Here is an 18684-nt window from a genome sequence, read left to right as displayed (position 1 = left end):
TTTTTACTGTTATTGAGCGTCATTTGTTTCTTGTAGTTGTTTAAATTCTTCGTCAATTTTCTGGCGACGCAGACGACGTTGGCGTGCATACTCGATAATTTTTGCTTCTTCTTCATTCTCTGCCAGGAGTGGGGGTACAGGCCTTGGTTTGCGATTCTCATCTAACGCCACGTAGATCACATAGCTGCTCGCGATCTTCCGTATCTCTCGATTGATCAGGTCCTCGGCAGTAACTTCTACGCCGACCTCCATACTGCTGCGTCCGACATAATGCATTGTGCAGTTGACTGAGACGACATCACCAATAAAGGCGGGCGCTAGAAAGTCGAAGCGCTCAACGCGGGCTGTGACGACGGTGGGACTTTGACTATGCTTGATGGCTACGATAGCAGCCGCCTCATCAACCATTCTCATGATGACTCCACCATGGACATTGCCATGTCCATTGGCGTCAATGAGTTCCATCATACGCCGTGTAGTACTGCGCGAGTAGGCGATGCTGCGCCCCTGGCTCACATCCACATCAGGAAAATTGCGGTAGCGGTTAAATATTCTATCAAATGGATTCATTTTTTTCTCATCTCTTGGAAATGGTTGTTGTTACGCCCATAACTATACTGCATTCTTTTGCTGCTAACAAGGTAGCTAGCTAAAAGTATCTGGGTTTGTTGCCACTCTTTGTTGTACCCTTTCCGCTTTTTTGTCGAGAGCATGGTATTTCTTTAGCAGGATGTCTTAAAAACATATATGTCAGGTTGGATGTTGAGAGGTGGGTGCTATGCGTACAAAAGATGAACAATGGTCATTGGTAGTCAATCTGTTTGGTGATAATGGATATCGGAGTACTTCAATGCGTGATATTGCGCGCACGCTAGATTTAAGCGAGGCACATGTCCATGCATTGTTAGGCTCAAAAGAAGATATGCTCTGGCATATTGTCAGTCGCGTCGCGCGTCTGTTTCTAAGTCAGGCGCGAACGGTCCCACGTAGTATCTCGCCTGCCGAACAACTCCACTTATTGATTTATCGTCACCTGGAATTGGTGTCTCAGGATAAAGATTATGTACTGGTGTTCTTACGCGATTGGACATTGCTGGATGATATCCATCGTCAGGAAGTACAGTCAATGCGTGAGACTTACGATGCGTACTTCTATCGTGTGATCGATGCCGGAGTGAAGGAAGGCATCTTCAATGTGCCAGATACTTTACTCGCCTGTTTGTTTGTTTTGTCGGCTTTGCAGTGGACTCATCAGTGGTTTACGGCCAGTGATGCTCTGACCTTTGTGCAGTTGGTTGATCAATATAGCGCATTCATCTTACGCGCGTTATGTTCTGATTATACGCTACCGCTTGATGGAGCTATGGCGTACCTTTATCATCAAGGTGATCAGACAGAGCAAGGTGGATAGGCATGGATGGTGGTGATGCTGTTCGTTGTCAGCGTTACCCACAACCATCCATGAGGGAGGGACAGGTCGCGCACTCGTGGGTATATGGGTGGGTAGCGAGTGTCGACATGTGTTAGCATCCTGATAGCGGCGCTATCATGCGCCTGCTAGACAGTAAAAGGCATGCGATATTCAATATTAGGCAGGCTGGTGCTGACCTGTCCATAGGTATAGGTATTACCCGTAGCCGGTGCAAGGAAGCCAGCAGTGGTTAACAGGTCTATTGTATCGGCAACGCTTTTCACCAGAATGGGTGCATAAGCGTAGTTGTTGGCTGGTTGTGCGCCAGCGATAACACGTCCCAGCACACGGTGCTCTGCTTCAATACAGGCCATCTGGCCAAAGATCTGTGCTAACCGATAAGCATTGAGTTTTGCTGCCTCGACGCTAGCAGCCAGGTAGGCGGAATTGAAGGCATTTTCCAGAGCCTGTTGTGTATCGATAAAGGTTGCGAGATCAGTAAAGGTTTGTGCGCCATTTGGATAACTGAATGAACTGGAAAGTGTTTGTGCGCCCAACGATTCGAGGAAGAGTTCATGAATCTGCTCTTCTATAAGGGCTGTCTGTAGATGTGTCAGATTATCGCCAGTGATTCCCAGTGCCGCCGCACCGGTGAAGGCATTATTATAGGTAGTAACAGCCAGTTGTTCAACTGTCACAAGAGTATCTAGGATTTTCTGGAGCTTTGTGCGCGAGCCATCCGCAAATACTGCTTCTGTATCAATGAATGCGCCTGTTCCTAAAGCAGTAAAAGAAGCCAGACTGGCTACGGCTCCTTTGAGAACAGTACGTCGTGCGCGTTGAGCAGAAATCATTTCAAGTAAGGTAGATTTAGCATTATCGAGCGACCGATCGTCATTTGTACTCATGAGATACGTATTTCCTTTCTCAAGAAGGATTAGAAAAATCCTGGTAGTGAGATTAGCGATTTGCTAACCTCACTACTAGCATAAACAAGCGCTAAAATGTCGAATACGTATCTGTTGCCAGTGCTTAGATTGGGAGCTCTTTGTCCTGAAGTGCATTACTCTGTCCATGCCAGAGGTGCTGCATTTCATTGCTATGTACGAGTAGGTCCGCGAGTTTTCCACGGGCCTCAATTTTGCCGTCTTTAAGCACAATGATCTGATCGGCTTGACGCAGGGCGGCCCGGCGATGTGAGACGGCCAGCACTGTACGATCTTTTTGGGCGAAGATGCGTTGCCAGAGTAAGCTTTCAGTTTCAACGTCCAGGGCGCTGGATAAATCATCTACCACCAGCAAACTGGCCGGTCGCACAAACATGCGGGCTGCCGCCGAGCGTTGGATCTGTCCACCGGAAAGTCGTACGCCTTTTGGTCCGACCATGGTGTCCAATCCCTCTGCCATTTCAGTGACATCGGCTTCGAGTACCGCCAGGCGTAGCGCCTCCCGTGTCCTCTCCTGATCTTCAGGCAATCCTAGCAGGATGTTGTCGCGCAAACTATCGCTGAAGAGGTGGGGCACCTGTGACGTGTACGCGCTATGTGGTGGAATAAAGAACGTATCTGGCGCTTTGATAATATTCCCATTCCAATAAATGTTGCCTTTTTCCCTGGGCAAAAGGCCTAGTAACGTCTGCAGCAGGGTGGTTTTGCCCGCTCCAATGCGTCCCGTAATCACTGTAAATGTGCCCTGCTCCAGGCTTAGATCTATCTCTTCAATACCGTGCTGGCTGTCAGGATAATGATAGGTCAGATCTTGCGTTGTCAGATATTGGAGTCGATCTTCCCCAATATTCAGGATCTCTGGTACCTCAGGAAAAGGACCTTTTGTATAGATCTGGCCGGGTTGAACTAATGTCTGGGGCGGTGCGCCTTTGAGCAAGGTTAACATGCGCTCTACGGAAACTCCTGCCTGTTTATAACGGGTCAGGACCTGGCCAAAGTAGGTTGTGAACTCAGTAATCCAGCCAAGGTAGTACACGAAGAGTGCAAAGTCACCAATGGTAAAGGTTCCTGTATGAATAGATTGTCCTGCTAATAGCAAGATCATACCTGTACCCAGGCTGACGGTGTTGGCGAAAAAGGATTGCATAACCTGATCAAAAATGCGATCGCGTACAGTCATATCCATACGCTTCTGGTTGAGTCCTTTAAAATGGTGGATTGCTTGCTCTTCGGCATTGGCAATCTGGATGGCCTGGACTGCGCCAAAGAGTTCACCAAGGAAGCCAGTTACGTCACCGGTGGCCCGACGATTTTCGTCACGCCGCTTTTTGATTTGAACGCTGGCAATATTTACAGCTGCCGTGATAGCTACTAATGGCAAGAAAATGGCCACTGTAATTATTGGATTGATTTTGAGCATGATAATCAAGGCAATGACTGCAAAGCTAGCGAAGCCGATCAGGTCATTAAACGCCATCAAGAAGACGGCATTTTCATCTACATCATCGCGCAAACGGCTAATAGCCTCTCCTGATGAAGCTGGCAGGGCGTGTGCCCCCGGCAATTGCAGGATGCGTGATAGGATATTTTTTTGCAGCAGGGCAGTATTGCAAAGGATAAATGGCGAATTGGTGAATTGGCAACCTACCACGCCAGCAATGCGTCCAGCAACCGCGCCGAGCAAAAGTGCGACCAGCCACCAGAAACCCATGTCAACTGCCGGTCTGGCGGTCAAATTATTAAAAAACTCTCGACCAACCAGTCCAGGTATCATTTCAAACAGCAGAACTGCTGTAATTGACAGGCAGTTCAAGACATAGTTGCGAGGCTGAAAGCGTATCAGGGCCAGGAAAAATTGCCAGGTTTTCATGCATGTACCTCTTCCTGAGCTGTGAGTAACAGCTGTGAGAAACGGGAATGAGTGTCTTCCTGTAAGCTTACCCGCTTCCCATATTCAGCGATATGGCCAGATTCCATGATCAAAATGCTATCGGCGCGCTTTACTGTTCCCAGGCGATGCGCGATAATGATGCCGGTTCTACCAGTAAGTAGTTTGCTTACCGCCTGTTCGATAAGTTGTTCGGTAAAAGGATCCAGGCGTGATGAGGCTTCATCCAGAATAATCAGACCAGGATCGCGCAGGAAGACGCGTGTGAAGGCCAGCAATTGGGCTTCACCAGCGGAGAGTCCACCTCCATTAGCCGCCAGCATCGTGTCCAATCCATCCTCCAATTTGTCATACCAGCTGGTCAGGCCCAGATCCTGGAGTGCCTGTAAAATTTGCTGGTCCGCAATGCCAGTATCAAAAAGTGTCAAATTGTCGCGCACCGTCGCATGGAAGAGCTGCACATCCTGGGTCACAATACCAATATGGCGGCGTATATCGGCCAGACTGGCCTGTGCCAGGTCCACCCCTCCCAGCTTAACGCTACCGGAAGCTGGCTCATAAAGACGAAAGAGGAGCCGTGTGATTGTGGTTTTTCCACTACCGGTGCGCCCGAGTAGTCCTAATACCTCACCAGGTCGCAGTTGGAAAGAAAGATCTTCTAGCACCATCTCATCGGCCCCATAGCCAAAGTTTACCTGCTCAAATGCAACGCTCAATGCGCCATCGGGCAGAGTTGCGCCAGAGCTATCCTTCAACTGGCTTTTGGTCGCCATTAATTCATTCACTCGCACTATACCTGCGCTGGCCTTTTGAAAATCATCTAATTGGTTGGAGATCATCATAATGGGCTGCGAAAGTTGCTGGGTATAGTAATAAATCAAAAAGGCGAGGCCAATACTAATGCTTTTGCTACTATAAAGCCAGGCAATTAGAGCAAAGGCGATGATGTTGCCGAGCGCGAAAAACAGAACGGGGAAGCTCCATGGAATCGAAGAGAGGATACGTGCCTGTCGGCCTGTGATGAGGCGCTCGCGCGTAAGCATAAAAAGTCGTCGCATGATATAGGGCTGGGCACCACTGGAGCGAATATCCTCGGTTCCACGTAGCCGCTCCTCTAAAAAGCCAAACAGTTCAGCACTTACCTGTCGAAAGGCCTTCCAGGGTTTTACCGCAATGCTTCGGGCGCTGTTGATTACGACCAGGGCGACAAGCGCAAACAGGCTCAGGGCCAATCCAACATGCCATTCTGTGTACCAGAGCACCACCAGGATCCCGATTAAGAGCAGTAGGCCGCCCAGAATCTTGATAACAAACTGAGAGAAGAAATTTGCCAGATTGGTAACATCTCCATCTACCCTTTCGATGAGCTCGCCGGGCGTATGGACTTTATGAAAAGACATATCCAGCTTTACCAGGTGGAGCGCCAGATCAGCCCTCAGGGCATTTGTGGCTCGCCAACCAACTATTTCACTGATATACGTGGCTGCAATCGTGGTGAGCTGTTGAAGAATTGCGACCACAATAAAGAGTATCGCGATCCCCATTAATGATGGTTGTGGCCCTTTGGAGGTGACGGAATCAATAAACATGCGCAAAAATTGTGGGTTAACGAGCTGTAAAACTATTTCAACGCATAATAATAATCCCAACAGGAGGACACGGATACGTTGAGGTGAGAGATAGCGCCATAAAAGATCCCGATAATCTTTGAGTGGAATGCGCATAAGGGCTCCTTTCAGTGAGCAGCAATACTATAACAGGCAACAAAAAGGCGTGGGTTATGCCATGACTTTTTGGATTTGTAAACAATGAGGTCTGAAAGCAGACATAAAAAAACCATGGACATGAATCGGGTTGTCCACAGTCGTGTTAAGCGGTCGTAACTAAATGTTTAGCAGGGGTTTAATGAAAAAGTTCCAGCAAAAAGGCATAGTACGACTGTGGGCGTGGGAGTGTCGTCCCGCGGGACGGCGCATATCCGACCTGAAGCTCACTTTTATCGTACTCAACATAATACTCCTGAACTTTTCAGATGTAGATCTATTTTTTTCAACAAAAGAAGCGTAACCTATTTATTGCTTTTTGTCAAGTATTGTTGAAGTGCCTCAAACATGGGGCATGTGACACTGTCGGATAGCACCGAAGCTCAAGTAGACTATTGATAACCTATATGACTGACACACTTTTAGTTCTCTACTTCATGCAATGCTTAATAGATTTATGTAAGCGCATATATTATCTACGTGGCTTTTGAAAAGGAGTTCATATGCAACTACACGCTTCCCATTGTAATTGCTGTGGGTTGCCAATTGCTGGCCGTGGACAGGACTGTCCGCGCTGTGGCTATCCCATCGAACTTACTGAGGAAATGCACTTTCTAGAACGATCGCTTAAGGATCTGGGGCGGGTAGCAGTGTATGGTGGTGCAGCCCTAAACGTATCGGACCTTATGAGCCGCTACCAGCGTCGACTATCCTATTTGAGTAAGGTGCAAGCTCAGCCAGCTGTTGAGGTCAATCAACAAGTACCAGTAGATGTTGTCGAGCCGGTACCCGTGCAGGTTGCTCCAGCCAGGGCTGCTGCCATTACGACTCCACTGGCTGATCAGGGGAAATCTGCTATGGATGTTTCCCTTGCGCGAACCCCTGCTCAACCTGCGCCTGTCCCGCAACAGGCGTTTTCATTTCAAGACTTTTTTGCCGACCAATCGATTAACATTGTGGCTTCATTAGGCGCATTTTTGATTCTGGTTGGCTCCTTAAGCTTTATTGCCACCACGCCAGATTTTCTGCTGGCTTTTCTGGTCCTATTAGGGGTGCATGCTTTCTTTGGCGCAACAGGTGCGATCACCTTTCGTTTTCCCCAGGTACGTACCGTTTCTATCATTTATACCGCCATTTTTGCGCTGCAGGTTCCATTGGTAGGTTTCTCATTTTACCGCCTGCTAAGTAATGTACAGTTGACGGCTCCTACCTTAATTGCGATCGCGGCGGCTTATGCGACCCTGGCATATAGTTCATTAGCGATCTATCAGCGTTTTCAGCTGTTTGGCTATCTGGCAGCGGCCGCCCTGGCAGTGACAGATGTAGCGACCGCATCAGCCTTACATCTGCAATTTTATTGGTGGCCTTACGCCTTCTTGCTGTTAGCTTTTCCGTTGCTAGTCCTGGTGCGCAGACCTGGTGCTGCTGTTGACAGCAATGTTGGTAAAGCGTTATTGAGCAAACCAGGTCTATTCCTGATGTATACATCTGTGATCGCTAGCGTCTGTGTAGAGGTACGGTTTATACTGGCAGCCTATCTGGTGGATATACGCTTTTCATTCAGTGATGTCGCATTACGTGCTTCGGTCTCAGTTTTTTTGGGTGCTTTACTCGTCTGGATCTGTGCATATATCTGGCTCACCCGACGTTATGCGCTGGCTCAAATAGTACCGTACCTGGTTCTGGCCTGCGTATTCTCATTGCTTTTTCTGTTTCAAGCCGCCACCATTGGCTTTATTCTGGTATTAACCATACTGGCTGGCTTGTGCTGGTTGATGGCCCGCCAGCTTTTACAGGGGAACTGGCCGTTCAAAGCTACCGCCAAGCATTTAGATATCCTGGTCATAGCATTGGTCGTCCTGGTGGCTTATCTGAGCGATCCTGCTATCATCATCCAAATCTTCTCTAGTGCGTATCAAGCAAATGCATTTTATGCTCAGGGTTTTGTTGCAAGCACCTGGTTCCCCATCTCTTGTCTGGCCTTGCTTGTCGGAAGCGCACTCCTTTTGGGAGTGGTGATTAATCATGTTGGTTGGCAGAAACCCCTCACCCATAAACAATCTGGCTGGATGTGGCTTGTGCTGTTGGCGGGATTGGTTTTAAATGATGTTTATACCCAGATGTTGTTATGGAGTCACCTCTCTATCCCCTGGGGACTTTGCTGCTTTGCTCTGGGAAGTGCCTGTATCGCGGGCATTTTTTATCGATGGATACATCCTGCCTGGTCCTATCCGCTGGCTGCCCTTGCCCTGTGTGTGGCATTGGAATCGCTCCTGATGGGGCTTAATCTGCCCATTGAAGGTATGATTGTACTACTGCTTGTATACACCTTAAGCTCATATGCTCTGGCATGTTATCTGAATTTACCTGTCTGGTTACTGGTAGCCATTGGCTTTGCGTCATTCTCCCTGATTCCCCTGTCCCTGCGCATCAACATTTTTCTTCTGTTGAGTTTATTGACACCGCTGTTGGCCGCTGGACTTACGCGCTGGGAAAAGGCACGTTTGACCCCTCTTATGCATAGAAACGGCCAACCATTCTCCCGTTTCTGGGCTGCATATGTGATTGCCCTTCTGTATGGCGTAGCCTTTGGTATGATTGAGTATGGATCTTCACAAGTGATTTTGACTGGTTGGCTTCCTTCCTCCGTCCTTTTTATACTGGAATTGGCCCTGTTGGGCCTGATCTGGTATGGCGTAGCCGCCATCGACAAAGGAAAATGGCCACTGTTTGTTGCCACTGGCTTTGGCCTGGTTGCGGTAATGATGCCGGATAACCACTACTGGTGGTTGCTAGGCGTTGCCATCGTCACTCTACTGATAGCTGCCATGATAAGCCGCCTGGCATCGCTAAAGTGGGCCTTGCCCTGGTATGTAGTTGCTATCGGTACTGTGCTCATGATGGGACTCCAGGGATCCGTACAGGGGTGGGACCAGCCGGAATCATGGTCCTTACTTTTCTTTGCCCTGCTCGTCTATCTGGTTGGTGTCATAGAGCACGAAGAGTTCATGCAGCTAGCCTTATTATGGACATTCGCTGCCCTGGCTTGTTGGGCTGTCTACGTGGCAGGATTGGTAGGAGACCTGTATCGACCGCCATTATTGACATTGATCTTTGCCATTGTTGGCGTTGGAATTCGCTCAATTCGCTCTGACTTTGACTCAGTCACAGGCCAACCACGGCATCAGTGGCTGCGTTATGCTTTGCCGCTGTATGCAACTGCTCTTTTTGCGGCAGCTTTGACAGGTATACAGGGCATGTTTAATAGCGTAAATACCCCCTTCTATGCAGCGATCCCACTGATCCTTTTCGTATATGCCTTGACTGCCTATGGCATTTCTCTGCTGGAGCGTAAGCGCGTAGGACTCTGGTTGGTGGTTTTCTTCGCTGTCTGGGGTATGCTTTTGTTGCCCTCGATCGTAACCTGTGCTACACCGGTTCAATTGCCAATAATTGGCAGCATAAATTGCCAGTCACAGACACAGCTGGTGCTCTATTCCTTTGCCAATGGAGTTTTGCTAACTTGTATACTCGGGGCTATCGTTTTGCGTCTCTTGCGTCACCCTCAACTACAGGCCCTGCGCTCATGGGGATGGATCTGGTATGCTATCGCCGTCTGTGATGTTGCTATTACATGCACCTGGATAGAGATACAATGGACCAGCCTGCCCTTGCCAATCGTGCTTGTTATACTCACCCTATTCACTATCCTGGCCGGATGCATAATGTTCCTGGAGCGTATTCCAGCGCTAAACATGCTGCTAGCCGCGCTGGCCATCTGGACCATCGTACATCTATCGATACCACTCTGGGGACAACTGGAGTTAATCAGCGTCTTCTTCCTAATCCTCTTTGGCACACAGTATATGTGGCAGTTGATTTCAAATGGAACAACCTTTGTGTCCAGTCTCCAGTTCTACAGGATTGTGCCTTTAGTGGGGCAGTTTCTTATAGTTTCTTTCGCTTTCCTCTCTGTATTCAATGGCGGTGACATCGCTCATTCTGGCGCATTTGCCTTGCTTACCTTTGCTATCCTGATCGCATGGTGGGGGCGTTTGCAGACTACTCAAGCACAGCGCCATTATGCATTTTATATTGCAGGCTTCTTATGCACATTGACGCTGAGCTGGGAATTGTGGGCCCTTGGGCAGACAGAATTAACACTCTTCTGTACCCCACCCGCTATCTACTTGATTGCCATCGCGCCTTTTATTAGTCGTGATGAGAAGATTGTTGAACGTGAAAACATAGGTCATTTCTGTTCGATAGCTGGCGCCAGCCTCCTACTTGGCCCTACCCTTTTACTCAGCTTTCAACATAGTAATGTTGCGCCGTCCCTCTTACTGGCAAGTGAAGCCATCTTCTTATTGATGCTTGGCTTTATTACGCATACTCGTTTCTTTGTCCTGAGTTCGGCTGCCCTGATCATTGTGGCTGCGATTCATGTGCTTTTCCTCCCATCGTTAGGTATTCCAACTTTTATGGCTCTCTTTCTACTTGGTATCCTGCTCGTTATCCTGGCGACCACCCTTCTGCTTGTACGTACCCGCCTGACTGCTTTCTGGCAACAGGCTGACTAAAATAGTGTTTGATTCGCATGAAATCCATGCCCCGCTGATCGTTTTTTTCGCGCCTTTGGCGCTCTAAGGGTTTTACGTGTGGTGTCAAATGTTGCGCATCGCGCAACATTTGACACCACACGTAAAAGAAGGGTGGGCCCTTCAGGGCCCGAGTGCGGCTAGCTGCATGCTCCCCGATGAGAGTGGGAAACAAACACTATCTAAGAAAAAGGGTCTGTGATAATGCTTTTATTATTCCAGGCCCTTTTTTTATACTTTTATTTTCCTCACCTGCCAAAGCAATAAGATATCCTCAGCTAAAGGAAACTGGCCGTTAGAATTGTCTCAATTACTATTCATTGTGATATGATGGGGGCATATATTCTGAAGCAGGCTATATCCAAATTACATCTGCCTATCACCATCTTTGTCCTCTATGAGCTCTGATGATAATTGAGTGGATATCAGGTAGTCTAGAAGGAGGAGTAACTCTTCTAGAACACTGGTAGCGCCAGAGGGCATAAGAAATTTCTAATTGTCAGGGTGGTAATTGTATATAAATGGTTTATATTCCCTTTTATAGAGAAAGCAGATATCTTCTGGTTCATGTGGACTTATTACGCATGAAAATCAGAGATTATGGGTTGGTAGCATTACAAATGGATCTAATAGCCGGTTCGTTCGGTTTATGAGGAGGGAGTCATGGAAATTTCGCTGCGGCTGGACACGCTAGGTGTAGTCGAAGTTCGCTATCTGCGTGGTCGTGAACGGTACCGGGATTGGCCCCAGTTTCAATTACTGGCGGCTTCGCGTCAGGCACGTGTTATTTCTTATTTCCCACGCGAAGTGGCTGAGCAACTTCATCAGCAAATCTTGATGATTGAGGCGGCGCTTGGCCTGGATGTAGGGGATGATGATGATGATGATGATGATGAGAAGCCAGTGTTTAATCACGACGAGGCAGAGCATGAAGAAGCGGTAAAGCCAGCTGAACGTGATAGTAGCTCGTTTTCGCCTGCGTTTGCGCAGGCGCTTAAGCAGCTAAACGAACTGGCACGGCAACGTTTACCAGATGCCACAGCCGGGAACCAGAGTCATGGTGAATTGAGCTCGGAACTGGAAACAGATAACGATGAAGATGCACTAGAGCAGTTACAAGATGCGTTTGTGCAGATGATGGAGGTTGTGCGCGAGCTTGCCGAAGAGATGTCAACGGATGCATTGAAGATCACTGGTCGTTTAAAATGTGTTCGTACCAATATCGAGTTTATTCCACGCGCGGACAGCACCGAAGAGAGTGATGATGACGAGGCGGTTGAGAATCCATTAGAGTTACCCACTGATGATGGCTTATTAAGCCTGGATGAGGTGGAGTTGGTGATGGTATTGCAACTGTTTGAGGATGGTCGTTCTCGTCCCGAAGATTTGCCCGCCATTGAGCTACAACTGGATGTTGATGATTTTGAACGCTTGCATGAGACACTGGATATTGCGCTGGAGCGAGATCGTCGCAGTCGTCGTCGTCGCTAAATAATGCCATGAGCAAGTTTCCCACATACTAACTTTTGTGGGGAGGGAAAAAGATGCGGTGCAACCCCCCTCCATTTTTCCTCCCCACAAATAAGTGAGCCTTGCTGGCGCGAGATGTCCGCGAGAAAGCTTGCACATAGCGTTACATAAAAGAGACGTGCCAGAGAAACCCGTGGTATTATTCTTTACAGAGAATATAAGGGATCCACGGGTTTTTTTCTATTGTGTGAAAAAAAGGATAGGAAAGCTATGGGACGATCTATTACCATTGATGATTTGTATGCTTTGAAATTTGTTAGCCGTCCACGTATTTCGCCAGATGGTCAACGTGTGGCTTATGTCGAGACAACGATCGATGGACAGAAGCATGAATATCATTCAGCTATCTGGATTGCGTCTCTACAGGACGGTCAAGCCCGACGTTTTACCAGCGGCTCCGCCAATGCGCATAGTCCAGTCTGGTCGCCAGATGGACGCTGGTTGGCGTTTGTTTCTGAGCGTGTTGGAGAGGCCGCCAACCATGATCCTGCCATCCAAAAGAAACAGGGTAAAGGAAAGCCACAAATCTGGATCTTGCCGACCGATGGTGGCGAAGCACAGCAACTCACCTTTATGCAGCATGGTGCCGCAGCCCCGGTCTGGTCGCCAGATGGAGAGAAGGTGGTATTTAATGCCCCGGTGGGTCCGGAAGATGAAGAGACGATAGAGGGGAAAGCGTTGCCAAAGGTGCGCGTTATTGATCGGCTCTGGTATCGTCTGGATGGCGTTGGTTTCATTAATGAGCGCCGCTCCCATCTTTTCTTGATCAATCGTACAGGTGGTGAGGCGCGACAGTTGACCGATGGTGATTGGGATGATAATGAGGCAATCTGGTCACCCGATGGCACACAAATTGCGTTTACTTCAAATCATAATGAGGACCGCTGGAAGCATCCCGGTGATGACATCTATGTCTTAACATTGCATAATAACGACCTGCGTTGTCTGACCAATGGCCAGCTTGGTTGCTCATCGCTTGCCTGGTCTCCAGACGGACAAGCACTCGCGTTTCTAGGAGCTCCTAAGCAGCATTCAGCCGGACAACTACGTTTATATCGTATCGCTACTGATGCCCGACAGGGTGCTCCAACCTGCCTCTCAAGTACTTTCACTGGCTCGTTTGCCGATTGGACAAACTCGGATATTGGTGATGAACATCTAGCGCCTGCACCAATCTGGTCAGCGGATGGAGAGACCCTGTATGCGATCGCGACCTATCATGGCGCCTCGCAGATCTTTGCTTTATCCAGCCAGAATGATAATGTTGATCCTCCTGTACTTACACCTGGTGAAATACATGTGCGCGATATCAGTGCTGACCAGGCTGCCCAGACCTTTGCCTTGCTGGTTGGTGGTGCTACACGGCCGCAAGAAATCTTTGTGCGTTCAACTTTGTCAGCAGGGGAACTGCAGCAACTTACACATACCAATGATGCGCTGATCGATGAACTTGATCTCTCAACTCCTGAACGAATCACTTATGCTGGCGCTGATGGCTGGGAGATTGAGGGCTGGATTTTGAAGCCGCACGATTTTGATCCAACCCGTAAATATCCACTGGTGATTGAGATCCATGGTGGCCCCAACACCGGTTATGGTTATGGCTTCTTTCATGAGATGCAATTGTTGACAGCCCAGGGCTATGTGGTCTTTTATTGTAACCCTCGTGGTAGTCTCGGCTATGGCTATGAATTTGCTGATGCCGTGCGTAATGCGTGGGGTGAGAAAGATTCTATTGATATCATGCTTGGCATGGATGAAGTTATTCGTCGTGGCTATATTGATGAGCAACGGTTGGCGGTAACTGGCGGTAGCTATGGTGGTTTTATGACTAACTGGCTGGTCGGTCATTCTGATCGTTTTAAAGTTGCTATCACTGATCGCTGCGTCAGCAATATGGCCAGTATGTTTGGCAGTAGTGATATCGGTTGGGATCTGGCCAGTGATGTGCTGGGTACTACTCCCTGGGAGAATCTGGAAAGCTATATGCAGCACTCTCCGATTGCTTACGTCCAGAATATCCATACACCATTGCTGATCATTCACAGTGAGCAAGACTTGCGCTGCAATATTGAGCAGGCCGAGCAACTTTTTGCGGCCTTGAAGTGGATGGGACGCGAAGTCAAATTTATCCGCTTTGAGGGTCAGAGCCATGGCCTCTCACGCGGCGGCCACCCAAAATTACGGCAGATTCGTCTGCAACATATACTGGAGTGGTTTGACTCTCACCTGCAATAAGATAGATTACTTGCAGGTTGGATTATGGAATCAGCTGTCCAAGTTGATTGGTGGCTGATTCCGTAAACCAGAAGCTTTTATCTGGTCCCTGGCTGATACCTAACGGAGTACAATTTTCGGTTGGGATAGGATAGTAGGTGAAGGTTTTTGTGTGCACATTGAGGTGGGCGATAGCATTCGAGACTGCTACTGTGGCCCAGATGTCATTGGCGGAAGTCGCTATTAGCCCATAGATCCCCTGTATGCCATGGCCCGTGAGGGGAACGGCATACGCAGTGAAGCTGGCTTTGTGCGGATCGAATTGGAGCAGGTCGTTGGTGTTAAAGGTAGTAAGCCAGATCATGCCAGCTGGATCGCTATGGACCTCCATTAACACAGATGTCTGCTGTGCTGATGCCGGGGGAGTATAGACATGGATCGCGCCCGTGCTGGGATCCAGACGGCCAAGCTTGCTTTCTCCAGACTGGGTAAACCAGATAGTGCCATTTTTGTCCAGGGTGATGCCATAGGGGCTGAGTTTTTGGACTGTGCGCGGGTTGGAGAGAGGATAATGGGTAAACCTGCCTGTTTTCACCTCTAGCTTACCGATGGAGTCCGCATTCATTTCGGTGAACCAGATATTCCCCTGTTGATCCATCACCAACTCATTGGGGGCGCTGGGTAGGCTTAACGTCTGTTTGGGATTACTGGGATCGGGCGTGGTGACCTGTGGCAGAGAGTACGTGGTAAAATGTCTGGTGCGTGGATCATAGTGACCAATATAATCCGCATACTGCTCCGCGAACCAGATTGTATCGTCCGGGGCAACAATCAGTCCCATGATGCCAGCCTGCCCATGCGGGGGATGGATCTGGGTGAATTTTTTGCTTTCAGGCTCGAATGAAGCCAGATAATTTTGTCCCATCTCGCCGAACCAGACCCGACCGGTCCGGTCGACTGCTGGACGCATCAAGCCGCTTTTATCTTGTGGCACATGATATTCGTTGAAGGTACCGTTAGCCTGTGCCACATCGGCTGGTTGGTTTACATTTGCTGGTATCGGCTCGGTTGAGTGGTTAGTAGGAGGAGGAGTATCTCGGCAAGCTGATAAAAGCAGGATGAGGCCAAGCATCAAGAGATATCTCCAGGCTGGCCTCTGGTAACGTAGCTGGGATGTTTTATTCAACGTAAGTGCCATAGACGCCATCCCCAATCAGGGTGTTCAGGCGCGCTTTGACGACTGTATGTTGCCAGCCATCAGCATTTTCAGGGAGGTCAGCGACTTCTACCCGGATATAGTTATCCGTCAAGCCTTCCCACTTGCCATGCTTGAATTGTTCAATCAGCACCGGCACAGATTGTCCCAGGAATTGTTCGCGGAATAAGCGGCTATGCTCTTCATGTAGATCGAGTAAACGCTGGCTACGGGCCTTCTTGTCCATATCTTTAATCTGTCCACGCATGCGCGCCGCTGGAGTTCCCTGACGTGGCGAGAAACGAAAAACATGCGATTTGGCGAACTCGAGTTCCTGTGCCAACTGATAGGTCAGTTCAAAATCCTCATCGGTCTCACCCGGGAAGCCAGTAATGATATCGGTACTGATCGCCATACCGGGAACCATACGCTTGGCGGTCTGAACGATAGTGCGGTAGCGCTCGCTGTTATAGCGACGAGCCATACGTCGTAAGATAGCATCCGAGCCACTCTGCATTGGCAGGTGTAAGTGACGGCACATGCGTGGATCAGCCCACATCTCCAACCACTCTAATTGGAAATCCTCTGGCTCCAATGAAGAAACACGGATACGGGGAATCTCTGTCTCGCGTAAGAGTGTGGCGATCAGATCGCCCAGATCCAGCTTTTCATCCTCATCGGGGTGGTAGTCGCCCAGGTGAATACCGGTCAACACAATCTCTTGATAGCCAGCGCGAGCTTTGCGCTGCACATTTTCGACTACCGCCTCAATACTGCGACTACGCGATTTGCCGCGTACATACGGCACGATACAATACGTACAACGATTATCACAACCATCCTGTACCTTCATCTGTACGCGGGTGCGCGAGAACAGACGATTGTTCGCCAGTTCACTCGTCTGTGTATTATCTGTAAACGGTGTCAGACGTGCTGGATTTTCCGGTTGTGGTTCTTCTTCCTGTACATCGAAGTTTAACGCATTATCGCTACCGATATGCTGGGTATCCAGGGGCAATACGGGTAAACTGCGTCGAAGTATTGACGTATTATCACTCTCGGTAACTATTGCTTGCTCTTCGTTTGCGCCCTGCGTCAAGATCTTCTCGCGGATAGTTGAGACCAATTCATCTTTGACTGTATTTCCAATCACCATATTTACACCTGGCAGAGCGGAGACGGCCTGTGGATTAAGTTCGGCATAACAGCCAGTGACGACAAGGAGGGCATCAGGATGGCGGCGGTGAGCCTGCGCAATCAACTGTCGTGAACTTCTATCACCCAGATGCGTTACGGTACAGGTATTCACAATATAAATATCCGCGGACTCCTCAAAGTCGCGTTGTGCGAAACCAGCCGCATTCATCTGATCACTAATGGCTTCGCTGTCTGCTTGATTGACTTTACAGCCCAGTGTCGTAACTGCAAACGTTGTTTCCTGTAAATTATTGGACATACTCTCTATTAGTTTCCTGGCCTCTTGGTGATGCCTGTTTGCTATAACGTTTCTTTCAATTTTCTATCGCTAGATTATAGCGCATTGTGCCTACATTGGGTAGTAGTGGCGACCCTATTAATGCTGTGGAGCTTGTGGTGACCTGGCTGTAGTCGTTGGAGCTTTCTGTACAAGAGGCTGCTGCAGATGAGGAGGAAGCGTCGTTTCCAGGATACTTTTTTGCATCAGAGGCAAGGCAAACCAGATATTACCAACGCCGAACAACGTTCCAGTAATCACGCGTAATATCCAGTCGCTTTCGCGCCAACCAAACATCTGAGTCGTACCATCCCAGGCCATCGGAAGGATCATCAAGATCCAGAGCCACCAGGGGATACCAGGCAGGCGTTTTTTGCTTAAGACAAAGACCAGGCTGGTGAGGAACATGGAAGTATAGATAGAGAAGTTACGCTCACAAAGACCAAGTTGATGGCCAAAAATATAGATCGAGTGGGAGGGGATCTGGGCGCAAACATAGTGCAGCGAGAAGAATAATGGCTTGGCAATACTATCCAGCCCAAAATAAGACAGGAAAGGAATCGCAATGGCTGTCCCAACCAGGATACCTAAACCGATCATGACAATATGCGCCCAATAGTCGGTCAAAAAATCGCCACCGCGATCAACAAAGCGCTCAAATGCAGATTTAGGTCGGCCGGGAATAGTGTGGGGTGGGATAGCCCGACGTTGCTGATTGTAAATAGATGGTTGTATGGCCATAGGTACTTCCTTGTTTTTTTTTGCTATTGCTTTTGGTTACTTATCCTTCAAAGGCTGCTGCCAGATCACTATATTCTATACGGCCTTCCGCCACCAGAGTTTCATCGAGGAGAATGACTGGAATACGATAGCGATATTGCTCAAAAAGCTGCATATCTCGGCGTATATCGATTTCCGTCAGGTCGTATGGGATCTCTGTGGCAATTTCGTCTAGCATGTCCCTGGCTTCATCACAAAGATGACAGCCGGCTTTTGTATAAAAGGTGACGTGCGGTCTGGGTCGTTCTTCAATATACTCTTCCACGTTGCTGTGCTCCGTCTAATAGTTATCACCTTAATCATACCATATCGTGCTCAACAGGTAAAACTCAGCCCACTTCTGGTCAGGGCTTTTTCATGTTCGCCAGAGGTCTCCGGGTGATCACTAGTAAGCGATCAGATGTCCATTATTTCAGGTGTGGAGTGTGTGTGGTGCGCAGCTGCAGCCGCGTACCACACACACTCCACACCCCCAACCCGACGCCGCAGGCGCCAAAAAGGAACATGAAAAGCGCAGAAGAGCTACATTTCATCATATTATATATATGTATATCAATATAATGCGATGAGGTGTGACCCTAGCTTAGCTTACCAGCAGCCTCGTGGTGGTGGTGGACAGGTGACGTGAGGTGTAACAGAACTGTGAGTTGTCACCACATTCGTAACATGAGCCGAAACTGGTTTAGCCCAGGCTACAGGAGTGCAGGCGAGAAACAAACAGATCGACAGGACAAAGGCCACTTTTCGCAGAAATTTTGCCATGATGGATTCTCCATTTCTGTCTGAGTAATTCTGTTTCCAATCAGATAAATGGGAACGTCGGCGTTCCTGATTTGGGCGCTAGTCCGTCATATTGAATGACTATCGGTCATGGTGATACA

13 protein-coding genes are annotated in these 18684 nt (G+C 48.7%); 4 read left to right on the top strand and 9 right to left on the bottom strand.

Features of this window, described 5'->3' with window-relative positions; all coding sequences use genetic code 11:
* Positions 1 to 9 precede the first annotated feature (9 nt).
* Positions 10 to 570 carry an acyl-CoA thioesterase gene (locus tag EL633_RS01575; protein ID WP_126625518.1) on the bottom strand — a complete coding sequence of 187 codons (561 nt, stop codon included), beginning with the start codon at positions 568 to 570 and terminating at the stop codon, positions 10 to 12.
* Positions 571 to 778: 208 nt separating this feature from the next.
* Here EL633_RS01575 and EL633_RS01570 point away from each other — a divergent pair, with 208 nt between their 5' ends.
* Positions 779 to 1411, top strand: coding sequence for a TetR/AcrR family transcriptional regulator (locus EL633_RS01570; RefSeq protein ID WP_126625517.1), 633 nt, complete (start codon positions 779 to 781; stop codon positions 1409 to 1411).
* A gap of 146 nt (positions 1412 to 1557) precedes the next feature.
* Here EL633_RS01570 and EL633_RS01565 read toward each other — a convergent pair whose 3' ends face one another.
* The 3 genes from EL633_RS01565 to EL633_RS01555 all read right to left on the bottom strand — a co-directional run bounded on the left by EL633_RS01565 (position 1558) and on the right by EL633_RS01555 (position 5970).
* Positions 1558 to 2319: a ferritin-like domain-containing protein gene (locus EL633_RS01565; RefSeq protein ID WP_126625516.1), complete on the bottom strand. Its 762-nt coding sequence runs from the start codon at positions 2317 to 2319 to the stop codon at positions 1558 to 1560.
* A 124-nt stretch (positions 2320 to 2443) separates the two neighbouring features.
* Positions 2444 to 4228 carry an ABC transporter ATP-binding protein gene (locus tag EL633_RS01560; RefSeq protein WP_126625515.1) on the bottom strand — a complete coding sequence of 595 codons (1785 nt, stop codon included), beginning with the start codon at positions 4226 to 4228 and terminating at the stop codon, positions 2444 to 2446.
* On the bottom strand, positions 4225 to 5970 hold the full coding sequence (locus EL633_RS01555) for an ABC transporter ATP-binding protein (protein WP_126625514.1): 1746 nt from the start codon (positions 5968 to 5970) through the stop codon (positions 4225 to 4227). Before EL633_RS01555 ends, EL633_RS01560 begins: the two co-directional genes overlap by 4 nt.
* Before the next feature lie 542 nt (positions 5971 to 6512).
* Here EL633_RS01555 and EL633_RS01550 point away from each other — a divergent pair.
* From EL633_RS01550 to EL633_RS01540, 3 genes are all read left to right on the top strand, one after another.
* A complete protein-coding gene (locus EL633_RS01550) occupies positions 6513 to 10589 on the top strand; it encodes a hypothetical protein (protein ID WP_126625513.1) in 4077 nt (1358 codons plus the stop codon).
* 681 nt (positions 10590 to 11270) lie between these two features.
* Entirely contained in the window at positions 11271 to 12098 is an 828-nt protein-coding gene (locus tag EL633_RS01545) for a hypothetical protein (protein WP_126625512.1), read from the top strand.
* A gap of 249 nt (positions 12099 to 12347) precedes the next feature.
* Positions 12348 to 14375 (top strand): S9 family peptidase, encoded by a 2028-nt coding sequence (locus EL633_RS01540; RefSeq protein ID WP_126625511.1) that lies wholly within the window; start codon positions 12348 to 12350, stop codon positions 14373 to 14375.
* Positions 14376 to 14397: 22 nt separating this feature from the next.
* On the opposite strand, the gene EL633_RS01535 is transcribed toward EL633_RS01540, so the two are convergent.
* From EL633_RS01535 to EL633_RS36430, 5 genes are all read right to left on the bottom strand, one after another.
* Positions 14398 to 15552 carry a Vgb family protein gene (locus EL633_RS01535; RefSeq protein ID WP_161981858.1) on the bottom strand — a complete coding sequence of 385 codons (1155 nt, stop codon included), beginning with the start codon at positions 15550 to 15552 and terminating at the stop codon, positions 14398 to 14400.
* Positions 15533 to 17005, bottom strand: coding sequence for a tRNA (N(6)-L-threonylcarbamoyladenosine(37)-C(2))-methylthiotransferase MtaB (gene mtaB / locus EL633_RS01530; protein WP_126625509.1), 1473 nt, complete (start codon positions 17003 to 17005; stop codon positions 15533 to 15535). Before mtaB ends, EL633_RS01535 begins: the two co-directional genes overlap by 20 nt.
* A 117-nt stretch (positions 17006 to 17122) precedes the next feature.
* A complete protein-coding gene (locus EL633_RS01525) occupies positions 17123 to 17764 on the bottom strand; it encodes a DUF2085 domain-containing protein (protein WP_126625508.1) in 642 nt (213 codons plus the stop codon).
* A gap of 40 nt (positions 17765 to 17804) precedes the next feature.
* On the bottom strand, positions 17805 to 18068 hold the full coding sequence (locus tag EL633_RS01520) for a glutaredoxin family protein (protein ID WP_126625507.1): 264 nt from the start codon (positions 18066 to 18068) through the stop codon (positions 17805 to 17807).
* Positions 18069 to 18391: 323 nt separating this feature from the next.
* Positions 18392 to 18565, bottom strand: coding sequence for a hypothetical protein (locus tag EL633_RS36430; protein ID WP_161981857.1), 174 nt, complete (start codon positions 18563 to 18565; stop codon positions 18392 to 18394).
* Positions 18566 to 18684 lie beyond the last annotated feature (119 nt).

The organism is Dictyobacter alpinus (assembly GCF_003967575.1).
GTDB classification, from domain to species: domain Bacteria; phylum Chloroflexota; class Ktedonobacteria; order Ktedonobacterales; family Ktedonobacteraceae; genus Dictyobacter; species Dictyobacter alpinus.
The sequence above is the reverse complement of the archived record's forward strand: the minus strand, read 5'-3'. Positions and strand labels throughout refer to the sequence as shown.

Bases quoted from the DNA above. Each gene is read 5' to 3' on its own strand.
- mtaB (WP_126625509.1), bottom strand. From the start codon at position 17,005: ATGTCCAATAATTTACAGGAAACAACGTTTGCAGTTACGACACTGGGC.
- EL633_RS01545 (WP_126625512.1), top strand. From the start codon at position 11,271: ATGGAAATTTCGCTGCGGCTGGACACGCTAGGTGTAGTCGAAGTTCGC.
- EL633_RS01570 (WP_126625517.1), top strand. From the start codon at position 779: ATGCGTACAAAAGATGAACAATGGTCATTGGTAGTCAATCTGTTTGGT.
- EL633_RS01560 (WP_126625515.1), bottom strand. From the start codon at position 4,228: ATGAAAACCTGGCAATTTTTCCTGGCCCTGATACGCTTTCAGCCTCGC.
- EL633_RS01565 (WP_126625516.1), bottom strand. From the start codon at position 2,319: ATGAGTACAAATGACGATCGGTCGCTCGATAATGCTAAATCTACCTTA.
- EL633_RS01575 (WP_126625518.1), bottom strand. From the start codon at position 570: ATGAATCCATTTGATAGAATATTTAACCGCTACCGCAATTTTCCTGAT.
- EL633_RS36430 (WP_161981857.1), bottom strand. From the start codon at position 18,565: ATGGCAAAATTTCTGCGAAAAGTGGCCTTTGTCCTGTCGATCTGTTTG.
- EL633_RS01535 (WP_161981858.1), bottom strand. From the start codon at position 15,552: ATGGCACTTACGTTGAATAAAACATCCCAGCTACGTTACCAGAGGCCA.
- EL633_RS01555 (WP_126625514.1), bottom strand. From the start codon at position 5,970: ATGCGCATTCCACTCAAAGATTATCGGGATCTTTTATGGCGCTATCTC.
- EL633_RS01550 (WP_126625513.1), top strand. From the start codon at position 6,513: ATGCAACTACACGCTTCCCATTGTAATTGCTGTGGGTTGCCAATTGCT.
- EL633_RS01525 (WP_126625508.1), bottom strand. From the start codon at position 17,764: ATGGCCATACAACCATCTATTTACAATCAGCAACGTCGGGCTATCCCA.
- EL633_RS01540 (WP_126625511.1), top strand. From the start codon at position 12,348: ATGGGACGATCTATTACCATTGATGATTTGTATGCTTTGAAATTTGTT.